General features: G+C 75.5%; 8 protein-coding genes. All 8 read left to right on the top strand.

Annotated features, from left to right (window positions below; genetic code table 11):
* Positions 1 to 275: 275 nt before the first annotated feature.
* Genes FH715_RS13310 through FH715_RS13275 form a run of 8 tightly spaced genes read left to right on the top strand, consistent with a single transcriptional unit; the run spans position 276 to position 16,813 of the window.
* Positions 276 to 989 carry a hypothetical protein gene (locus tag FH715_RS13310; RefSeq protein WP_139644766.1) on the top strand — a complete coding sequence of 238 codons (714 nt, stop codon included), beginning with the start codon at positions 276 to 278 and terminating at the stop codon, positions 987 to 989.
* Entirely contained in the window at positions 982 to 3,417 is a 2,436-nt protein-coding gene (locus FH715_RS13305; protein ID WP_139644764.1) for a hypothetical protein, read from the top strand. The genes FH715_RS13310 and FH715_RS13305 overlap by 8 nt, the downstream gene beginning before the upstream one ends.
* Positions 3,414 to 4,664, top strand: coding sequence for a hypothetical protein (locus FH715_RS13300; protein WP_139644761.1), 1,251 nt, complete (start codon positions 3,414 to 3,416; stop codon positions 4,662 to 4,664). The genes FH715_RS13305 and FH715_RS13300 overlap by 4 nt, the downstream gene beginning before the upstream one ends.
* Positions 4,661 to 6,982: a vWA domain-containing protein gene (locus FH715_RS13295; RefSeq protein WP_139644759.1), complete on the top strand. Its 2,322-nt coding sequence runs from the start codon at positions 4,661 to 4,663 to the stop codon at positions 6,980 to 6,982. The genes FH715_RS13300 and FH715_RS13295 overlap by 4 nt, the downstream gene beginning before the upstream one ends.
* 15 nt (positions 6,983 to 6,997) lie before the next feature.
* Complete coding sequence (locus tag FH715_RS13290; protein ID WP_139644757.1) at positions 6,998 to 10,561, top strand: tubulin-like doman-containing protein; 3,564 nt, start codon at positions 6,998 to 7,000, stop codon at positions 10,559 to 10,561.
* Positions 10,558 to 13,080, top strand: a complete 2,523-nt coding sequence (locus FH715_RS13285) for a hypothetical protein (protein ID WP_139644755.1) — start codon at positions 10,558 to 10,560, stop codon at positions 13,078 to 13,080. The genes FH715_RS13290 and FH715_RS13285 overlap by 4 nt, the downstream gene beginning before the upstream one ends.
* A complete protein-coding gene (locus tag FH715_RS13280; RefSeq protein ID WP_139644753.1) occupies positions 13,077 to 15,074 on the top strand; it encodes a protein kinase family protein in 1,998 nt (665 codons plus the stop codon). Before FH715_RS13285 ends, FH715_RS13280 begins: the two co-directional genes overlap by 4 nt.
* Positions 15,071 to 16,813, top strand: coding sequence for a hypothetical protein (locus FH715_RS13275; protein WP_139644751.1), 1,743 nt, complete (start codon positions 15,071 to 15,073; stop codon positions 16,811 to 16,813). Before FH715_RS13280 ends, FH715_RS13275 begins: the two co-directional genes overlap by 4 nt.
* Positions 16,814 to 16,846: the final 33 nt, after the last annotated feature.

The raw sequence follows: 16,846 nt of genomic DNA, 5'->3' as shown, positions 1-16,846 counted from the left end.
GGTGTCCACACTCGTCTGGGAAACGGCGGCCCGCGAAGGGGGAGGACGTGGGGGAGGACATGGGAACGGCATTCGGTGCCGGGGAGGGGACCGGCGGAGGGGGCCGGGGAGTTCCCGAAAGCGCGCGTGAACGGGCGGCGGACGGAACGTCCGACCGAAACCACTTACGCGCGGGCGGACGGGGTGACCGGCGGAAGGCCGAACGGGGGGAGCCCGAAAGGGCACTCAGCCGGCTGGTGATCTCCGTCGACGCCTGCGGTTCCGGCCGTCTCGGAATGGACGCGAAGATCGCGCAGCGAAAGGCGCTGTACCGGGCGTTCGACGAGGCGTTCGAGGTGGTCGGGGTCCTCCCCGGCGAGTCCCGCCACGAGGACCGGGGCGACGGCGTCCTCGCCACCGTGGAACCGACGTTCCCCGCCGCCGACATGGTCGGCGTCTGGGTGGACACCCTCCACCAGGGCGTGCGCGCGCACAACCGGGCCGGCGGGGTGCCGCTGCGCTTACGGGTGGCGATGCACGCGGGCCCCGTGACGTTCGACGCGCGGGGCCTGGTGGGGCGGGCGGTCGACCTGGCCTGCCGGCTCTGCGACAGCGAGGCGGCCAGGAGGGCGATCGACGGGGCGCGGGCCGACCTGCTGCTGGTGGTCTCCGACACGCTCTACCGCACGGTGGTGCGCGAGGGGGGCCGCTACATCGAGCCCGAGCGGTACGCGCGCCTCCGCGTCGGCAACAAGGAGACCGACGAGTACGCGTGGTTTCTGCTGCCCGGGCGCCCGCCGCCTCGGCCGGGACCCGACCCGGTGGACACCGGTGACGATGCGCCGGCGCGCGCGGCGAACGCCCCGCGCCCGCGCCCGGTGTTCCACGTGCGCGGCGACAACCAGGTGATCCAGGACAACGTGTTCCACGGCCCGTTCACCGGCATCCACAGGCCCACGGACTCCCACGGCTCCGACGGCTCCGACGAGGGGGGACGGTTCCATGGCTGACCGGGACGAGCCCGAGGACGCCCCGCCCGACGCGGGGCACGCGGCGGAGCCGGCGGAGGGGGCCGGCTCCGCCGACGAACGCGACCGCGACGCACGGGACGGACGGGACGGACGCGACGCCCGCGACGCACGTGACGGACGCGACGCCCGCGACCAACGCGACCAACGCGACCAACGCGACCAACGCGACCAACGCGGGGAACGCGGGGAACGCGGCGACGAGCAGCCGGAGCAGCCCGAGCAGCCCGACCCGTTCCGTTCCGCCGTCGGCGGACTGGGCGACGGCGAGGAGGGCGGCGGCGCGGCCACCGCGCGCGCGGCGCGCGCGAACCTCGCGCCCTCCCGCACCCTCACCGTCGGCCGGGACAACCAGTACTTCGAGGGCAACTACTTCTTCGTCAACCAGCTCGACCCGGCCTGGACCGCCGGCACCGCGCTGGTCGACGGGCCGGTTCCCGAGGAGGAGCTGCGGCAGCTGCGCGCCGTCTATCTCCAGGCGCCCGGCTACGCGCGGATGAAGCGACTGCTGCGCGCCAGAAACCTGCTGGTCGTCTGCGGCGAGCCGGGCACCGGGCGCGGCACCACCGCGCTGGCGCTACTCGCCGAGGTGGCGACCGATGGCGTCAACCGGCTGGACCCGGCGACCGATCCGCGCACGCTGCGGGAGGAGCTGTTCCGCGCCGGCGCCGGCTATCTGCTGCGGCTGCCCGACGAGGACGCCGCCGACGCCCCGGCGCCCGAGGCGCCCGCGGGCGCCGACGGCGGCGCGGGGGCGGGCGCCGTCGGGCCGTTGGCCGAGATGCATCTGGACCGGCTGGGCGCGCGGTTGGCGAAGGCCGGCGCTTTCGGCGTGCTGGTGGTGGGCGGCGACGCGGCCGACCGGCTGCTGCGCGGCCGGCACGCGGTGGGGTTCGTCCCGCCGCCGGCGGACGAGGTGCTGCGGCGCCAGCTGCGGCGGCGGCTGCGCGAGGCGCCCGAGGGGGCGCTGGAGGCGGCGCTGGCGCGGTTCCGCGACGAGGAGGTGCGGCGCGCGCTGGGCCTGGACGAGCTGCTGCCGGCGGAGGCCGCCCGGCTCGCCGACCATCTGGCGCGCCGCGAGCTGGGCGAGACGACGGACGAGGAACTGCGGGCGGCCTGCGCCGGGTTCGTGACGCGGCAGGCGCGGGTGTGGTTCGCCGGCGCCGACCGGCCCGGCCGGCTGCCCGAGGCGCTGCCCGCGCTGCGGACGGCGGCGTTCCGGATCTCCGTCGCGGTCTTCAACGGTTCGCCCTACGGGCTGGCCACCGAGGCCGCCGACCGGCTGGCCTGGGAGTTCGGGATCACCCTGGCCCCCGAGGAGCCGCCGGGGCGCCGGCTCTTCGGCACCCACGCCGAGCTGCGTCCCGCGCTGGCCCGCGCCCGGCTCGGCGACGGCATGGTGGACCTGGGGCTGGCGCAGGTGCCGGCGCGTGTCGTCGCGTTCCGGGGGAACGGGCTGGCCACCGCCGTGCTGCGCGAGGTGTGGGAGGGGCACCACTCGGCGCGCGGTCCGATCTGCCGCTGGCTGCGGGAGTTGTGCGACGATCCGCGCCCCGCCGTGTGGGTGCGCGCCGCGGTGGCCGCCGGGGTGCTGTGCTCCTGGGACTGGATGCACGGGCTCGGCGACCTCGTGCGGCCGATGGCGCTCGGCGACCAGGAGGGTCCCCGGCTGGCCGTCGCGACCGTGCTGTCGCGGGCGGCCCACGAGCCGGGCGTGCGGCCCGCGGTGATGAGCCTGCTGAAGCAGTGGGCGAAGGGCCCCGACCCGGGGCTGCGGAAGGCCGCGGTCGTCGCCCACGGCTACGGGCTGGCGGCCGGCTCGGTGGGGGCCTCGCTCGACGAGTTGGGCAAGGCGGTCCGCCGCGACGAGGACGGCGCGCTGCTGGCCGCGGTCTCGCTGAGCGTGGCCCGGCTGCTGGCGGGCCCCGAGCCGGCGGCCGTGGTCGAACGGCTGGGCCGGTGGCTGCGGGACGGCCGTCGCCCCTACGCGGACCTGGTGCTGCTCACGGTGCTGCGCGCGATCCGCACCCCGACGACCTTTCTGTGGGGGCTGCGGGACAACGAGGAGTGGGAGCGGCGTTCGGACTGGCCGCTGGGCGGCGCGCTGGTCGTGGCGCACCCGGAGCTGGCGGGGCGGCTCGCGGACCTGACGCGTTACGCGCTCACCACCGCGCGGTCCTCCGCGCCGGCGCTCGACGCGCTGGGCAGCTGGGTGCGGCGGGCGGCGGGGGACGAGGAGCAGCTGGCGTCGCTCGCGGGCTTTCTGCCGCTGCTGCTGCTGGACGCCAGGGACCGGGACCGGCTGCGTCATCTGTTGGACCGTCAGGTCCGCGATCTGGACCGCCCGTTGGAGACGGAGGTCGCGCGCCGCCTGTGGCGTGCGGCGCGAGGAGGGAGTACCGACCGGTGAGTGACAGGGAACCCGGCGCGTTCGGCGGGCCGGGTCGTGAGGACGGGGACCAACGGGGGAAGGGCCGAAAGCGCGCCGGGGAGCGTGCGGGCCGGCGCGAGGCGCCGGCCGGGCCGTTGCTGCGGGAGTGCGAGGTCCCCTACCGGCAGACCAGCGGTCAGGTGATCGCCGTGCTGCGCTACCCGAACGGCGGCCACTCGGTGTGGTGGCCCGACCGGCGGGAGGACCACGACAAGCCGCTGTTCCGGGGGCCCTACACGGTCTTCGAGGTCGCGATGGGGCGCCATGTGCGCCAGTTCGACATCGCCCTGCCGGCCGCCGGCGACTCCGAGTCGTTCGCGGCCCGGGCGCGGGTGCACTGGGAGGTGCGGGACCCGTACCTGGTGGTGGAGCGGCTGGTGTGGGACATCGCCGAGCTGCTCGGCGACGAGCTGCGCTTCCATCTGCGGGGCATCTCGCGGCGGTTCCGGCTGACCGAGGCGGAACGGGTGGACCAGGCCGTGCGGGACGAGCTGCTCTCCGGGCGGTTCGCCTTCGGCGCCGAGCTGGGGCTGCACACCACGGTGCACGTCTTCATCGACCTGAGCCGCCGTGCCGCCGGCCAGCAGCGCGAACACTCCGATCTGCGCCACGAGTTGGAGATCACCGAGGCTCGGGAGGACTGGCAGTCGCAGCGGGTCGCGAAGCGCGCCCGGGCGTTCGAGGAGATGCTCAGGCGCGGCAACATCGCGCAGATCGCCGAGTTCATGGCCAGGAACCCGGGTCAGGAGCTGGAGATCCGCAACCTGATCCGTCAGGAGTGGCGGGACGAACAGCAGGTCTCGATCGAGCTGTTCAGCCGGATGCTCGACAGCGGCCACCTGGAGCGGCACGACATCGGCGAGCACATGTACGAGGTCATCCGCTATCTGCGGAACAGGGCGGACGGCGTCGTGGGCAGCACCATGGACCAGGTGCTGCCGCGCCGCGGCGACCGGCGTGAACTGGGCGAGCGCGAGAGGGAGCCCGGGCGGCGGCCGTTCTGGGAGGAAGAGGAGCCGGAGGGCGGCCGGGCGGACGCGCCGGGCCCGCGCGCGGGGGGCGTGCGGGAGGGCGACTGGGAGCCGTGGAACGACGAGCCGGGCGGCGGTCCGGGCCGGGCGCCCGACCGGATCTCCCGTTCCGCCGGGCGTGACCGCGGGGACGACCGCGGGGACGACCGCGGTGGGCGCGCGAGCGACACCTTCGACGACTGGGACGCGCCGTGAGCGCCCGGCGCACGACCCGGCGTGGGCGCCGGGCGGCGGCGCCGCTCGTCGCCGGGCTGCTGCTGGCGCTCGGCGCCGCGCTCGCCCCGCCGGTCGCCGCGCAGGACGACGGCGAGGGCGGAGGCGAGGGCGGAGGCGAGAGCGGCGACCCGGGGGTCGCCCCGATCGACTTCACCATCGTCGTCGACCAGTCGGAGAGCCTCTCCGAAGAGGACCTGCGGCGGGAGGTCGACGCCGCCACCACCATCGCGCAGGCCGAGCTGTCCGAACGTTCCCGCGCCACCGTGATCGGCTTCGGCAGCGCGGAGGAGGAGGGCCAGGTCGCGGCGGTCGAGGCGTGCCAGGGCACCGAGCTGGACGCCGCGGGCCGGCAGCGGATCAGCGAGTGCGTGGAGGAACTCGCCTCCCCCGACCGCGAGTTGATCGGCCCCGGCACCGACCACCCGGCGGCGCTCGCGCAGGCCGTCGACCGGCTGGCGCGGGGCGACGAGGAGACCCCCAGGGTCGTCTTCCTGCTCACCGACGGCCGGTTGGACGTGAGCGACAGCCTCAACTACGGCGGCAGCCCCGAGGCTCGGCAGCGCAACGCGCGGGAGGCGCTCGGCGAGACCCTCGCCCGGGCCAGGGAGAACCGCGTCCAGATCTGGCCGTTGGGCTTCGGCGACGACATCGACGAGGAGGCGCTGGCCGGGATGGCGGCGGGCGGCTATGTCGAGGGCTGCGCCGAACTCCCCGGCGCCGTGCCGGAGATGACGGTCGTGGGCGCCTCGGGCGATCTGCTGGAGGCGTTGCAGCGCACCTTCGCCGCCGCGCGCTGCGCGGCCGTCGAGATCGGCGAGAGCGGGGTGCCCCCGGTGGATCTGGAGGTGACGATCCCGCCGATCGCGACCGAGGGGTCGATCACCGTCGCCAAGGGCGTGCCGGGCGTCGACGTCACCTACTACGACCCGGACGACCGGGAGGTGCCGGTCCAGGGCGAGTTCGACGGTTCGACGTTCGAGGTCAGCGGCCGGAACACGGCGGTCGAGGCGCTGCGCGTCAGCGACCCGAAGCCCGGCACCTGGCGGGTGCGGCTGACGCCGCAGGACGAGGGGCCGCCGCGGGAGGCCGTCGTCAGCGCGATATGGCAGGGCCGGCTGCTCTCCTCGGTGACGGTCCAACCGCCCTCGCCCAGCCCCGGGGAGCGGGTGCTGGTCGAGGCGCGCCTCCAGACCAGGGAGAACGTCACCGTCGACGACCCGGAGCTGGTCGCCGGCATCCGGGCGTCGGCGCTGCTCACCGGCGACGGCTTCGCGCCGGTCCCGGTGCCGCTCGGCGACGGGGGAACGGGCGGGGACCGCGACGCGGGGGACCTGGTCTTCAGCGGCGAGTTCACCGTGCCGGACGAGGCGACGGGCCAGCTGGTCTTCACCAGCGAGATGGCGGCGCCCGGCGTGGTCGCCGACGAGCGCCCGTTCTACACCCGCGCCACCCAGGGGCCGCCGGCGGTGGACGCGCTGGTGACGTTCGACGAGGACGAGGTGCACCCCGGCGGGACCGTCGAGGGCGAGCTGCTGGTGGGCAACACCGACGGCCAACCGCACGACCTGCGGCTGGAGTCGAGGGACACCGGCGAGGGCGGGGTGCGGGTCGCGCCGGCCGAGGTGCGGGTCGAGCCGGGGAGCGAGGAGTCCGTCCCGTTCACCGTGACGTTCGGCGACGACACGCCGCTGGGGAACACCGGCGGGGTGCTGGCCGTCGTCGACGCCAGCGAAGGGGAGCGGGTCGTGCACGAGGCGTTCCTCGACGTCACGGTCACCGCGCCGCCCACCTGGTGGGACCGGTTCCGGTGGGCGGTGATCGCCGGTGCGCTGGTCGCCGCGGCGCTGGCCACCTGGGTCGCCGGCCGCCGGGCCGCGACCCGGCGGCGCCGGCAACTCGGCGGCCACAGCGTCGAGTTGCGGCAGTCCGGCCACCGGATCGACGAGCAGCGGATCAGGGGCAAGCCCCGGGTCTTCTACTTCCGGGTCGAGCGCGGCACCGGCGGCCGGCCGTCGCTGGTCGCGGCGCGCTCGGCCGGTGCCTCGGTCTACGAGCTGCGGCGCAGGGCCAACGGCGCGCTGCGCCTGAAGCCGCCCAGGGGCCAGGAACGCGACCTCGCCGCGGGGACGGGACTGCCGATCGACGACGACATCGAGGTCGCCGTGCGCTCCCCCGACCCGAGGAAGGAGGCGCCGCGAAGGCGCCCGTTCCGCGCCGCACGCCCCACGAACCGGCCACGACCGGCCGACGGCCCAGGGGCGACAGGCCCGGGACCCGACAACGGCACGGACTTCTGACCCGAGGGACGACACATGAAGATCTACCAACCCATGCTCTTCGTCGGCCTGGGCGGCAGCGGCAACCGGATCGGTGCCGAGCTGGAGCGCACGCTCCGCCGCGAGCTGTGCGGCCCCGACGGCATGGCGCTGGTCAACGGAAACCAGCGCGAGCGGTTCGAACTGCCGCAGTGCACCCAGTTCGTCTACGCCGACTTCAGCGAGTCGGAGCTGCACCAGCTGCCGCACCTGAGCGCCAAGGGGCCGGAGGCGGCGGCCTACCGCAAGACGGCGCGCGCCATCCACGACCTGCTGCCCGCGGGCCTGGGCAGCTCGACGGAGGTCACGCAAAGGCTGCGGGTCACCACGCCGGAGAAACTGCTGGAATGGCTTCCGCCGACCGTCGGCGAGCCCCGGGTCGCGCCGCTGAGCGCCGGCGCCGGCCAACTGCCGTCCGTGGGGCGGGCGGCGCTGCTCGCCACCCTGCGCAACGGGCTCGAACCCGTCGCCGCGCCGCTGCGCGAGGCGATCGGCGCCATCGCCGGCTCCGGCGGTGACCTGCGGGAGCTGGGCGGGGGGCACATCGAGGGCTGCGACGTGTTCGTGGCGTTCTCCGTCTCCGGCGGCACCGGCGCCGGCATCTACTACGACATGCTGCATCTGATCGGCCACGAGTTCGGAAACGCGTTCGGCGGGGCGCTGGAGGGCGTCAAGATCTATCCGCTGGTGGTGATGCCCTCCGCGTTCCCGCCCGAGGCGGGCGGCGGCCGGGAGGCGGAGCTGAACGCGGGCCGCGCGCTGGTCGACATCGCGCGGCTGGTCGACAGCCAGAACGCCCCGGAGGCGCGGGGGGAGTTCGGCGACGCGGCCGAGGACACGCCGGGGGTGCACTACCCGAAGGGAGGGCGCGTCACGCTGCGCCCCTCCACCGTGCAGACCGCCATCCTCTTCAGCAAGCCCGTCGGCCTCCAGCCGGAGGACCTGCGCCGTTCGGTCACCGCGACCGTGATGTCGCTGATCGGCACGGAGTTGGGCGACGAGAACGCCGCGGGGCTGGCGGGGGGCGACTACCAGACGTTCGCCGCCCAGTTCGTCAACAAGGCCGTCGAACGGTCCTCGCCGTCCCGTTCCGGCATCGGCTACCGGGGCATGTCGACCAGCCTGGCGGCCTCGTTGACCATGCCGGTCGACGACCTCGCCGAGATCGTCGCCGGGCGGCTGCTCGCCGCCGGGGTCAGGGGCATGGCGGACGCGGCCCTGCGCACCACGTCGGAGGGGAGGCAGCGGGTCACGGAACTCTTCCGAGCCGCCGGGGTCGGCGACCTGTGGGACCGCGCGCCGAAGCCGGTCGCCGACCCGGACCCGCTGCCCAGGGGCAGCCGGAACATCGCGCAGGCGCTGCGCGACCGGCAGGACGACATGGAGGACGGGTTGCGCCGGCTGCGGCTCGACCTGGACCGCGACATGCAGAAGATGGTCGAGGACTTCCGGCCGATGGCGGCCTTCCGGGAGAAGCTCGGCGAGTGGGGCCCGTTCCAGCTGGAGCAGGTGCTGCTCGGGCAGTCCGAGCACCCCGACCGGGTCGCGCGGGTCGGCCTGGTGGGGATGCTCGACAACCGGCGGAACCCGCCGGAGCGGCCGGAGCACGTGCAGCTCACGGCGCCGCCGATCCCGCCCGTCCGCCGGCCGCTCGCCGGCCTGGCGCCGGCCCGCTGGGGCGACGCCGAGGTGCAGGGGTGCGTCACCGCGCAGAACGCCTGGTACCAGTACCAGGCCAACCTGCTGTGGCACGCGGCGTGGAAGGACTACGAGAGCCGCTGGCGCCCGGCGTTGACCAGGAGCGTGCGGGAGGTCGGCGAGCTGGTGCGGGCGCTGCGGACCCACCAGGAGGACGAGAGCCGGGCGTTCGCCGAGCGCCGCAAGCATCTCTTCCGCGACGACCGCAAGGGCGTCTCCTATCTGCTGCCGCCGCGGAACAACCTGCGTTCCTTCTACGACGCGGCCTTCGAGCGGCTGATGCAGCAGTACGGGCTGGCCGAGGGGCAGGACGCGGCCAGGCTGCTGGAACGGATGGTCGAACGGGACGTGTGGCAGCGCGCGTTGGGCCTGGCGCGCCTCTCCAAGGGCCAGGCGGTCGCCGAGATCAAGCAGGTCGTCGAGCCGAAGGTGAAGGAGCTGTTCACCACGCAGGGCGTGGTGGACGGCCGGCCGTTGCTGCCCTCCCTTGAGGAGCTGCTGCGGGCGGCGGCGGGCGACGCGGAGGCCGGCACGACGGTCGCCGAGAGCTGGCTGGTGGAGCTGCGTTCGCAGCTGGCCAAGCTGCTGCCGGTCGGGTTCGTGCCGGACGGCAACGGCCCGTTGAAGATCCTCATCGTGCACCCGCAGACCGAGGCCGTCACGCGGATCGAGCAGTACCTGCGGTCGGCGCTCAACCTGCCGCGCGACACCGCGCAGACCATCGAGTTCCGGCCGGTCTCCACCGACTCGATCACCGTGGTGCTGCTGCGCAGCGGCATGAGCCTCACCGACATCTCGGAGGTCGGCCATGTGCTGCGGCTGTGGGCCGACGCCAAGGACCAGGCGCGGCGGGACGACGCGCTGGACTGGCGGCAGCGGCTCGGCTACCGGGACGACTGGCTGGCCAGCACGGAGGAGGACCGGCAGCGCATCCTGCACCGGCTGCTGTGCATGGTGTGGAACGACCGGGTACTGCTGCGCGGCGACCCGGCGTCGCCGACCGCCGTCCGTTTCCGGCTCAGGGACGACGGCAACGCGGCGATGACGCTCAAGCTGGACGCCTGGGGTGACGGCCTCTCCAGCTGGACGGGGCTGCTGCGGGCGTACGAACGGTTCGCGCTGCTGAAGGACGGCCAGATCGTCGACGACGTCTGCGACCGGCTGATGCAGGCCCAACCCGACGGGCTCACCACCTCCCCCGTGCCGCCGTCCCGGCTCTTCCGCCGGCTGGTGCACGAGGTGGCGCCCGACCAGCGGGACCTGATCGAGGTCCTGAAGGAGGAACGCGGCGGGCGCGCGAACTCCTGGCTCGCGCCGATGCGGAACTTCTGGCAGGTGACCTTCGAGGGCGCGCTGGACCTGCCGTTCCCCGGCACGCACCAGGGCTCGGCCTACCTCTCGCTGCGGGAGCTGCTGCACAACGCGGAACGCGGGAAGCGGGAGCCGGAGGACGACCGCCTCCAGGCCCGCCTCGCCGCCAAGCAGGAGGAACGGAAGCGGAAGCGGGAGCAGGAGCGGGCCGAGGAACGGAAGCGGGAGGAGGAGCGGAAGCGCGACGACCGTTCGGACCGATGGGGCCGTTCCGACCGGTCGGACCGAACGGACGACTGGCACAGCGACCGCCGCCACGGGGGCGAGGCCGAAGGCGACGGTGGCGGTGGCGGGCGCGGCGGCGCGGGGGAGCCGCCGGCGGAGGACGAGGGCTGGGAGCGGGACGGGGACCCCGCGCCGGACGGCGGCGCGAACGGACGGGGAAGCGGCGGGCGTTCGCCGGACGCCTCCCCCTCCGACTCCCCCTCCGATCAGTTCGACGACTGGGGCGAGCAGGACGGCGGCGACGAGACGACGGAGGAGGGCTGGTGACCGTTCCCATCCACCGCCTCGACCTGCGGGAGGAGCCCGCACGGGCGGCGGCGGCCGTCGGCGAGGCGCGGCGGCGCGAGGCGGAACGCTTCCTGGTGCTGGACACCTTCGACGCGCTCCCCGGCCATCAGCTGCTCTACGAAAGGCTGTTGGCACACGACGCGGTGCCCACCCTCTGCGTGGCGGTCGGCGCCCCCGCCGACCCGGAGGACATCGCCGCCGGACGTGCGGTGCTGCGCCGCCCGCTGCCGCTGCGCCCGCCGAACGCCGGCGTGGTGTGGGTGCCCGACGCGACCTGCGGCGGCGGCCGGCCCGAGGCGGAGGAGGCGCTCCGGCCGCTGGTCGAGCTGCTCACCGAACCGGCCGTGTTCGACGCCGTGTTGCTCGCGCTGTCCCGGGTCACGGAGGGGGTGGCGGTGCCGGCGCTCGACGTGCTTGAGCAGTGCCTCACGCCCGCCGCCAGGGGCCGGGTGTGGCGGGAGTCGATCGAGCGGCTGGTCGGGCACGAGCCGCCGGTCGCGGCGTTCGTGGGCGCGGGCCTCGACGACGTTCCCGCCCCGCTCGTGCCGCTGGTCGACGAGGAGATGCCGCGCGGCCTCGCCGGCCACGAGTGGCTGCGCGGCCGGCCGCGCGAGCGGCAGGACGCGTGCGCGACGGCGCTGGACGCGGCGCGGGAGGCGTTCGACGTGGCCAGGCACCCGCTGGCGCCGCTGACCGGGGCCGGTAGACGCGTCGAACTCCCGGTGCGGGTGGAGGAGTTGGCGGACGCGTTGGACGCCTACCGGGAGACGGCGGCCGAGACGCTGCGGGAGGGCGACCTGAGGGACGACCGCTCCGACCAGCGCGGCCGGCTCTACCGGCTGGGCGTCAACCTGCCGGAGACGGCGGAGGGTTCGCGCGAGCCGGTCGGTCCCGCGCTGCGCTCCTACACGGAGTCGCGGCTGCGCGGCGGCGTCTCGCTGCGCTCGACGGCCGCCCGGCTGGCCGCGCTCGCCCAGCGCGCGCACCCGGTCAGCAGCGCGGCGCGGGTTCCCCGGCTCGACGAGGTGTGCCCGGCGGAGGGCCGGGCGCGGCTGCGCGCCCCGCACCCGTTCCCGCTCGGCTCGCCCTCGCCCCGGGTGAACGCGGCGGAGAGCGGCGGCGTCGCGCTGCTCGCCGGGCTCTGGCCGGTCGCGGGCTGGGTGTGGGGGCCGGCCGTCGGCCTGGCCTGCGTCGGGGTGACGGCGTTCCTCACCCGGCAGCGGCCCAACCGGGATCTCGACGGGCGGCTCGACGGCGGGGTGGTGGGCACCGAGGGGCGGCTGGCCGGCGGGCTCGCGGGCGGGCTGCTCGGCGCGTTGATCGGTCAACTCCTGGGCCTGCCCGTCTGGTTGGCCGGCGTGACGCTGGCGCTCGCCGTGCTGGGGGTGCTCTTCCTCGGGCAGCGCTGGTGGGTCGCCGGGGTCGACGGCTGGTGGGAGGCGACCGGCGCGGAGGAGTCGCGGGGGTGGCACGTGGGGATCGGCGGGGTGCTGGTGACGGCTGCGGCCCGGGACTGGTTCTTCCGCGACGCGCGGGAGCACTGCTCGGCCGTCGCCGCCACGGTGGCCGGCACGTTGCACGTGATGGCGGACGCGGCGGAACGGCACGCGACGCCCGGCCGCGCCGAACGCCCGCCGCCGACGTCGGACTGGGCCGAACCGGACGACTGGGGCGCGGGCGACGACTGGGGCGCGGGCAACGGCCGGGACGGAAGCGACGACTGGGGCGCGGGCGACGACTGGGGGGCGGGGTCCGGGGGCGGGCGGGACGAGGAGTGGGCGAGCGCCGACTGGAGCGGCTGGGATGACTGGGACGAGCCGCGCGCCGCCCGGGGCCCGACCGCGGGCGGGCGCCCCGACGCCGAGGCGGCCCCCGAGGTCGACGCGGAGTCGGTTCCCCCGCCGTGGCTGCGGCGGGAGACCGGCGAGGGCGGCGAACGGCTGGTGGAGACCGTCGCCGGCGACCTGACCGCCGGCGCGCTCCACGTGCTGGACGGCCTCTGGGGAACGATCGAGGCCGCGCCGGACAATCCGGCCACCGGAACCGTCACCGACCGGATGACCAGGCTGCTGGACGAGGAGGCGCGGCGGCTGGACGAGGACCCGGCGGCGCCGCCCCCGTTCGTCCCCGAGGGCGAGCAGCTGGAGCCGCGGCCGGGCCCGGCCGCGCTGTTCGGCCTGGGCGGCGAGTCGGCGCGCGCGCTGGTCGCCCGGCGCGCCGAGACACCGGGCCAGCCGCTGTGCGGGCGGGCCCAGCGCAACGCGCTGACCAGGGACCCCTCGGCGGCGCGCCGCGTCTGCTTCGCGCCGGATTCGGTGCGCGACGGGGATCGCGGATCGTCGGGCGACTGGGACACGGCGGGCGAGGACGTGGTGTGGACGGGCGGCGGCCGGTTCTCCGGGGTGGCGCGGCTGCTGCCGCTCCGCCGCGGCTTCGTGGGCACCCCGCGCACGGACGGCGAGGACGTCGACCGGGACGGGGAGGAGGTCGGCCAGTGAGTCAGGGAAGTCAACCCGAGGCGCACGAGCTGAGGTTCGAGACACCGGGGGGCGAACCGGTGGTGTACCAGGCCGAGTTCAAGCCCGACCGCCCGCTGCCCGACCGCGGCCCCGTGGTGGGCCGGTTGGTGCGGCTGGGGCACGGCTGGGTGGTGCGCCAGTACCGGCTGCCGGCCCGTTCCCGTGGCGACCGGCGGGCGCGCGAGGCGCTGGAGCACGAGGTCAACGCGGCCGTCGCCATCGAACGCGCCCACGGCCGCGGCCCGCACGCCGGTCTCTTTCCGCGCGTGGTCGGCCACGGCCTCGACGCCGAGGAGCCGTTCGTCCTCTACGCGCCGCCGCCCCGGGGCGCGGTCCGGCTGACCGACGCCCGGCTCAGCGGCCGGCGCTTCGACCAGGCGGCGCGTCAACTGGTGCTCGCCGTCCGGCTGTTGGAGCAGACGGGGCAGGTGCTTCGGACGTTGGCGCCCGGCAGTGTCCGGTGGCACGAGAACGGCGTGCTGCTCGGCGAGCCGCACGGCGCGGTCCCCGTCGGCCACCCCAGGGAGGCGTGCGGCGAGGCGCCCTGGGCCCCGCCCGAGCAGCTCGCCGGCGCCGGCCACTGCGACCCGCGCGACGACCTGTGGAGCGTGGCCCGGCTGCTGTACGCGGCGCTCGCCGGGCAGCCGGGCCCGCACGCCGAGCCGCCGCCCGACCTCGGCGCCTACCCGCAGCTCTCCGCGTTCCGCGACGGCCGCGCCTTCGCGCCGCTGGCGGCGGAACGGCGGCCCGTCGCCGAGCTGCTTGAGCTGTTGAACGAGCCCGACCCGGCGCGTTCCACCGAGCGCCCGGGCCCGGCGCGCGGCGAGTACGCCCGGCACGTCGCGGGGAAGCGCGGTCGCCTCGGGCTGGGCCCGGAGCCGGGCGCGCGCGTCGACGAGCCCCCGGGCGACGAGGCGTTCGAGATGGTCTGCCCCTACTGCCTGGGGCCCGTGGCCTACGACCCCGGCGCGCTCTTCCTCCCCGAGGAGCAGGGCGAGTACGTGGCGTTCGACCCGGCGTCGGAGCCGGTGGAGCTGCGCCGCGCCGACATGCTGCGGCGGGCGTTCCAGCGCTGCCCCAACCTCAGCGGCCTCGACGAGCACCATCTGCCCGTCCCCTATCTGACCAACGGCAGGCCGCTGACCATCGTCACCGTCGGCGGCTCGCTCACCGGGAAGACCCACCTGCTGACCTCGATGATCGGCGAGATCGAGGAGAACGGCCTGGAGCCCTACGGCATCACGGCCGAGCCGCTCAACCCCGAGTGGCACCAGCGCTTCGTGCGGGAGCGGCTGCAACCGCTGCGCGACGGCAAGGTGTTGCCGAGAACGGCCTCCACCCGTTTCGCACGGTTCGCCGACGGGCTGCTGCTGACGGCGCGCGGCCGGACCCGGCCTGTGATGTTCTTCGACCTCGCGGGGGAGGACCTGGAGAGCCACGACGAGGCGATGCGTTTCCTCGCCGGCGTCGGCGCCTTCCTCTTCGTCGTCGACCCGCTGCGCGCGCTGCGGCTGCCGGAGCTGGAAGAACACCGTGAGCGCGTCGGCATCAGGGAACGCGACCTGGGCGACGAGGCGTTCGCCGCCGTGCTGTCCCGGGTGCCGCGCACGGCGGGCCTGGTGATGACGCCGTCGGCCGTCGTCCTCAACAAGAGCGACCTGGTCCGCTTCCAACCGACCGTCGCCTCCTGGCTGATGTCCCCGCCGCCGACCACCGGGCTGCCGGAGGCGCTGCGCGAGGAGAGCGAGGACGTCTACGCGTTTCTGCGGCAGCACGGCAGCCGCGCCTGGCTGCGGCCGTTCACCGACAGCGCGCGCTGCACCCTGCACTTCGTCTCCGCGACCGGCCGCGGCGAGCGCGGCGGCACCTTCCCGCACGGCGTGACGCCGCGCAGGGCCCTGGCGCCGCTGCTGTCGATCCTCGCGATGGCCGGGCTGCTGGAGAAGACCGACCCCTGGGAGGTGGGACTGTGACCGCGTGGGCATCGGACGGACGTCACGGGCGCGGTGAACCCGAGGACCCCGTGCGGCAGTTCGTGCTGCGCTGGGACGCCGACCACCCGTCCGGCGGAACGGGCTTCGGCGTCGTCGCCGCCTCCGGCAGGTGGCGGGATGCGGAGGCGATCGCGCGCTCGGTGGGGCCGACGCTGGAGGTCGCGGGCGAGAACGCGGTCCCGGGGCTGGTGCGGCTCAGGAACAGGGACAGCGTGCTCCTCGCGCACCGCACCCCGGGCAGGGACGCGGGCGGCAGGTCGGGCACGGTCTGCCATGTGCTGGTCGGCACGGTACGGCAGCTGTCGGTGCGCCGCTGCCTGGCGCTGCACGCGTGGACGTGGGAGCCGGAACCGCTGACCGTGACCACCGTGCGCGGCGACCTCCTGTCGGTGGCAGCGGAGTCGCTGGCAAAGGCCGAGTCGGGCGGCCTGGCCGCGCTCCGCGCCGAGCTGGCCCATCCGGACGTGGCGGCGACGCTCACCGCGCTCACCGCCGAGGTGCTGCGCGACCCCGACCGCCGCTTCTCCGTCCTCGACCCGTCGCTCGGGCGGGCGCCGCACGCGGTGCTGGCGGGCCTGAACGACATGTTCGGCCCCGTGTTGGCCGACCAGCAGCGCGGATGGTCGTTCGCCACCCACGACACGGACGACAGCAAGCCGCTGCGGTTCGTCTTCCTCCGGGAGTGGCCGCCTCATCCTTCGAGTGAGCCACGCGCGCGGGTCGACCCGCGGCGGGGGCGGAAGGACACCGCCGCCGGGCTCGCCAAGGAGCTGGTGGAACGCCTGCTGGAGGGCGTCGACCCCGCGCACCTCCAGGACGTTCTCCAACGGCACGCCAACCGCGAGACGCCGCACCGGCCCGGCTGGCTGCCGCGTGCGACGAGTCAGGCCCTGGACCGCCTCTCCTCGCCGCCCAGGCTGCCCACCCGGACGGGCGACCAGGAGCCGCCCACCCCCCAACCGTCCGCGCCCCAGCCGTGGGATCCGGCCCCGCGCGCCCCCTTCGCTGAGGCCGACGAGCTACTGGACGAACTCCGCGACGTCGACGTAAGGGGCCCGAGGCTGGGGGAGTTGCTCGCCAGGATCGACGAGCGTGGGGAGCACTGGGACGAGGGGAGGCAGTTCAAGCTCTGCCTGGTGCTCCTCGAACGCGACCTGTTCCTCGGCGCCCCACCGGACGGCACGGAGGAGAGGGTGGTGGACGCCTACGAGCGGTGGGTGCGCCCGTTCAGCCACAAGAGCGAGGTGGTCAACCGGCTGAAGACCATCGTCTCCACGACGTGGTCCTCCTCCCGCGACAACCCCCGGGCGCGCGAGGCCCTGACACGGATCGTCGAGGGAGGCCCCGGGTTCGCGGAGCAGGTCTGGATCGCCCTGTGGCGCGCCACCAGGGACCAGGCGGCGGCCCACCGGCCGGCGCCGCCCGCGCACGAGCCCGCGCCCGGACCCGCGCCCGGACCCGCTCCCGAGACCTGGGCCCCCCTCAAAGACATCCCCCCCGCCCCCGGCTACCCCGCGCCGTCCTCCTCCCCACCCCCCGTCGCGGAGCCCCCGCGCGCCAACCCCCAGGCACCGCTGTGGGATTCGGGCGCGGGGCCGGAGCCGTCCGCCGGCCCCTCGGGACGCGGCTGGACGGAACGGGACCGGCTGATCGTCGTGGCGTGCCTCTTCGTGTTCACCGTCGTGGTGCTCATCGTGCTCGTGACCCTGCTCGTGTGACAGATGACCGGCTGAGCCGCCGCCCCCGGGGGG

This window comes from Streptomyces sedi (assembly GCF_006335015.1).
GTDB classification, from domain to species: domain Bacteria; phylum Actinomycetota; class Actinomycetes; order Streptomycetales; family Streptomycetaceae; genus Streptomyces; species Streptomyces sedi.
This window is presented reverse-complemented; position numbering and strand designations above follow the sequence as displayed.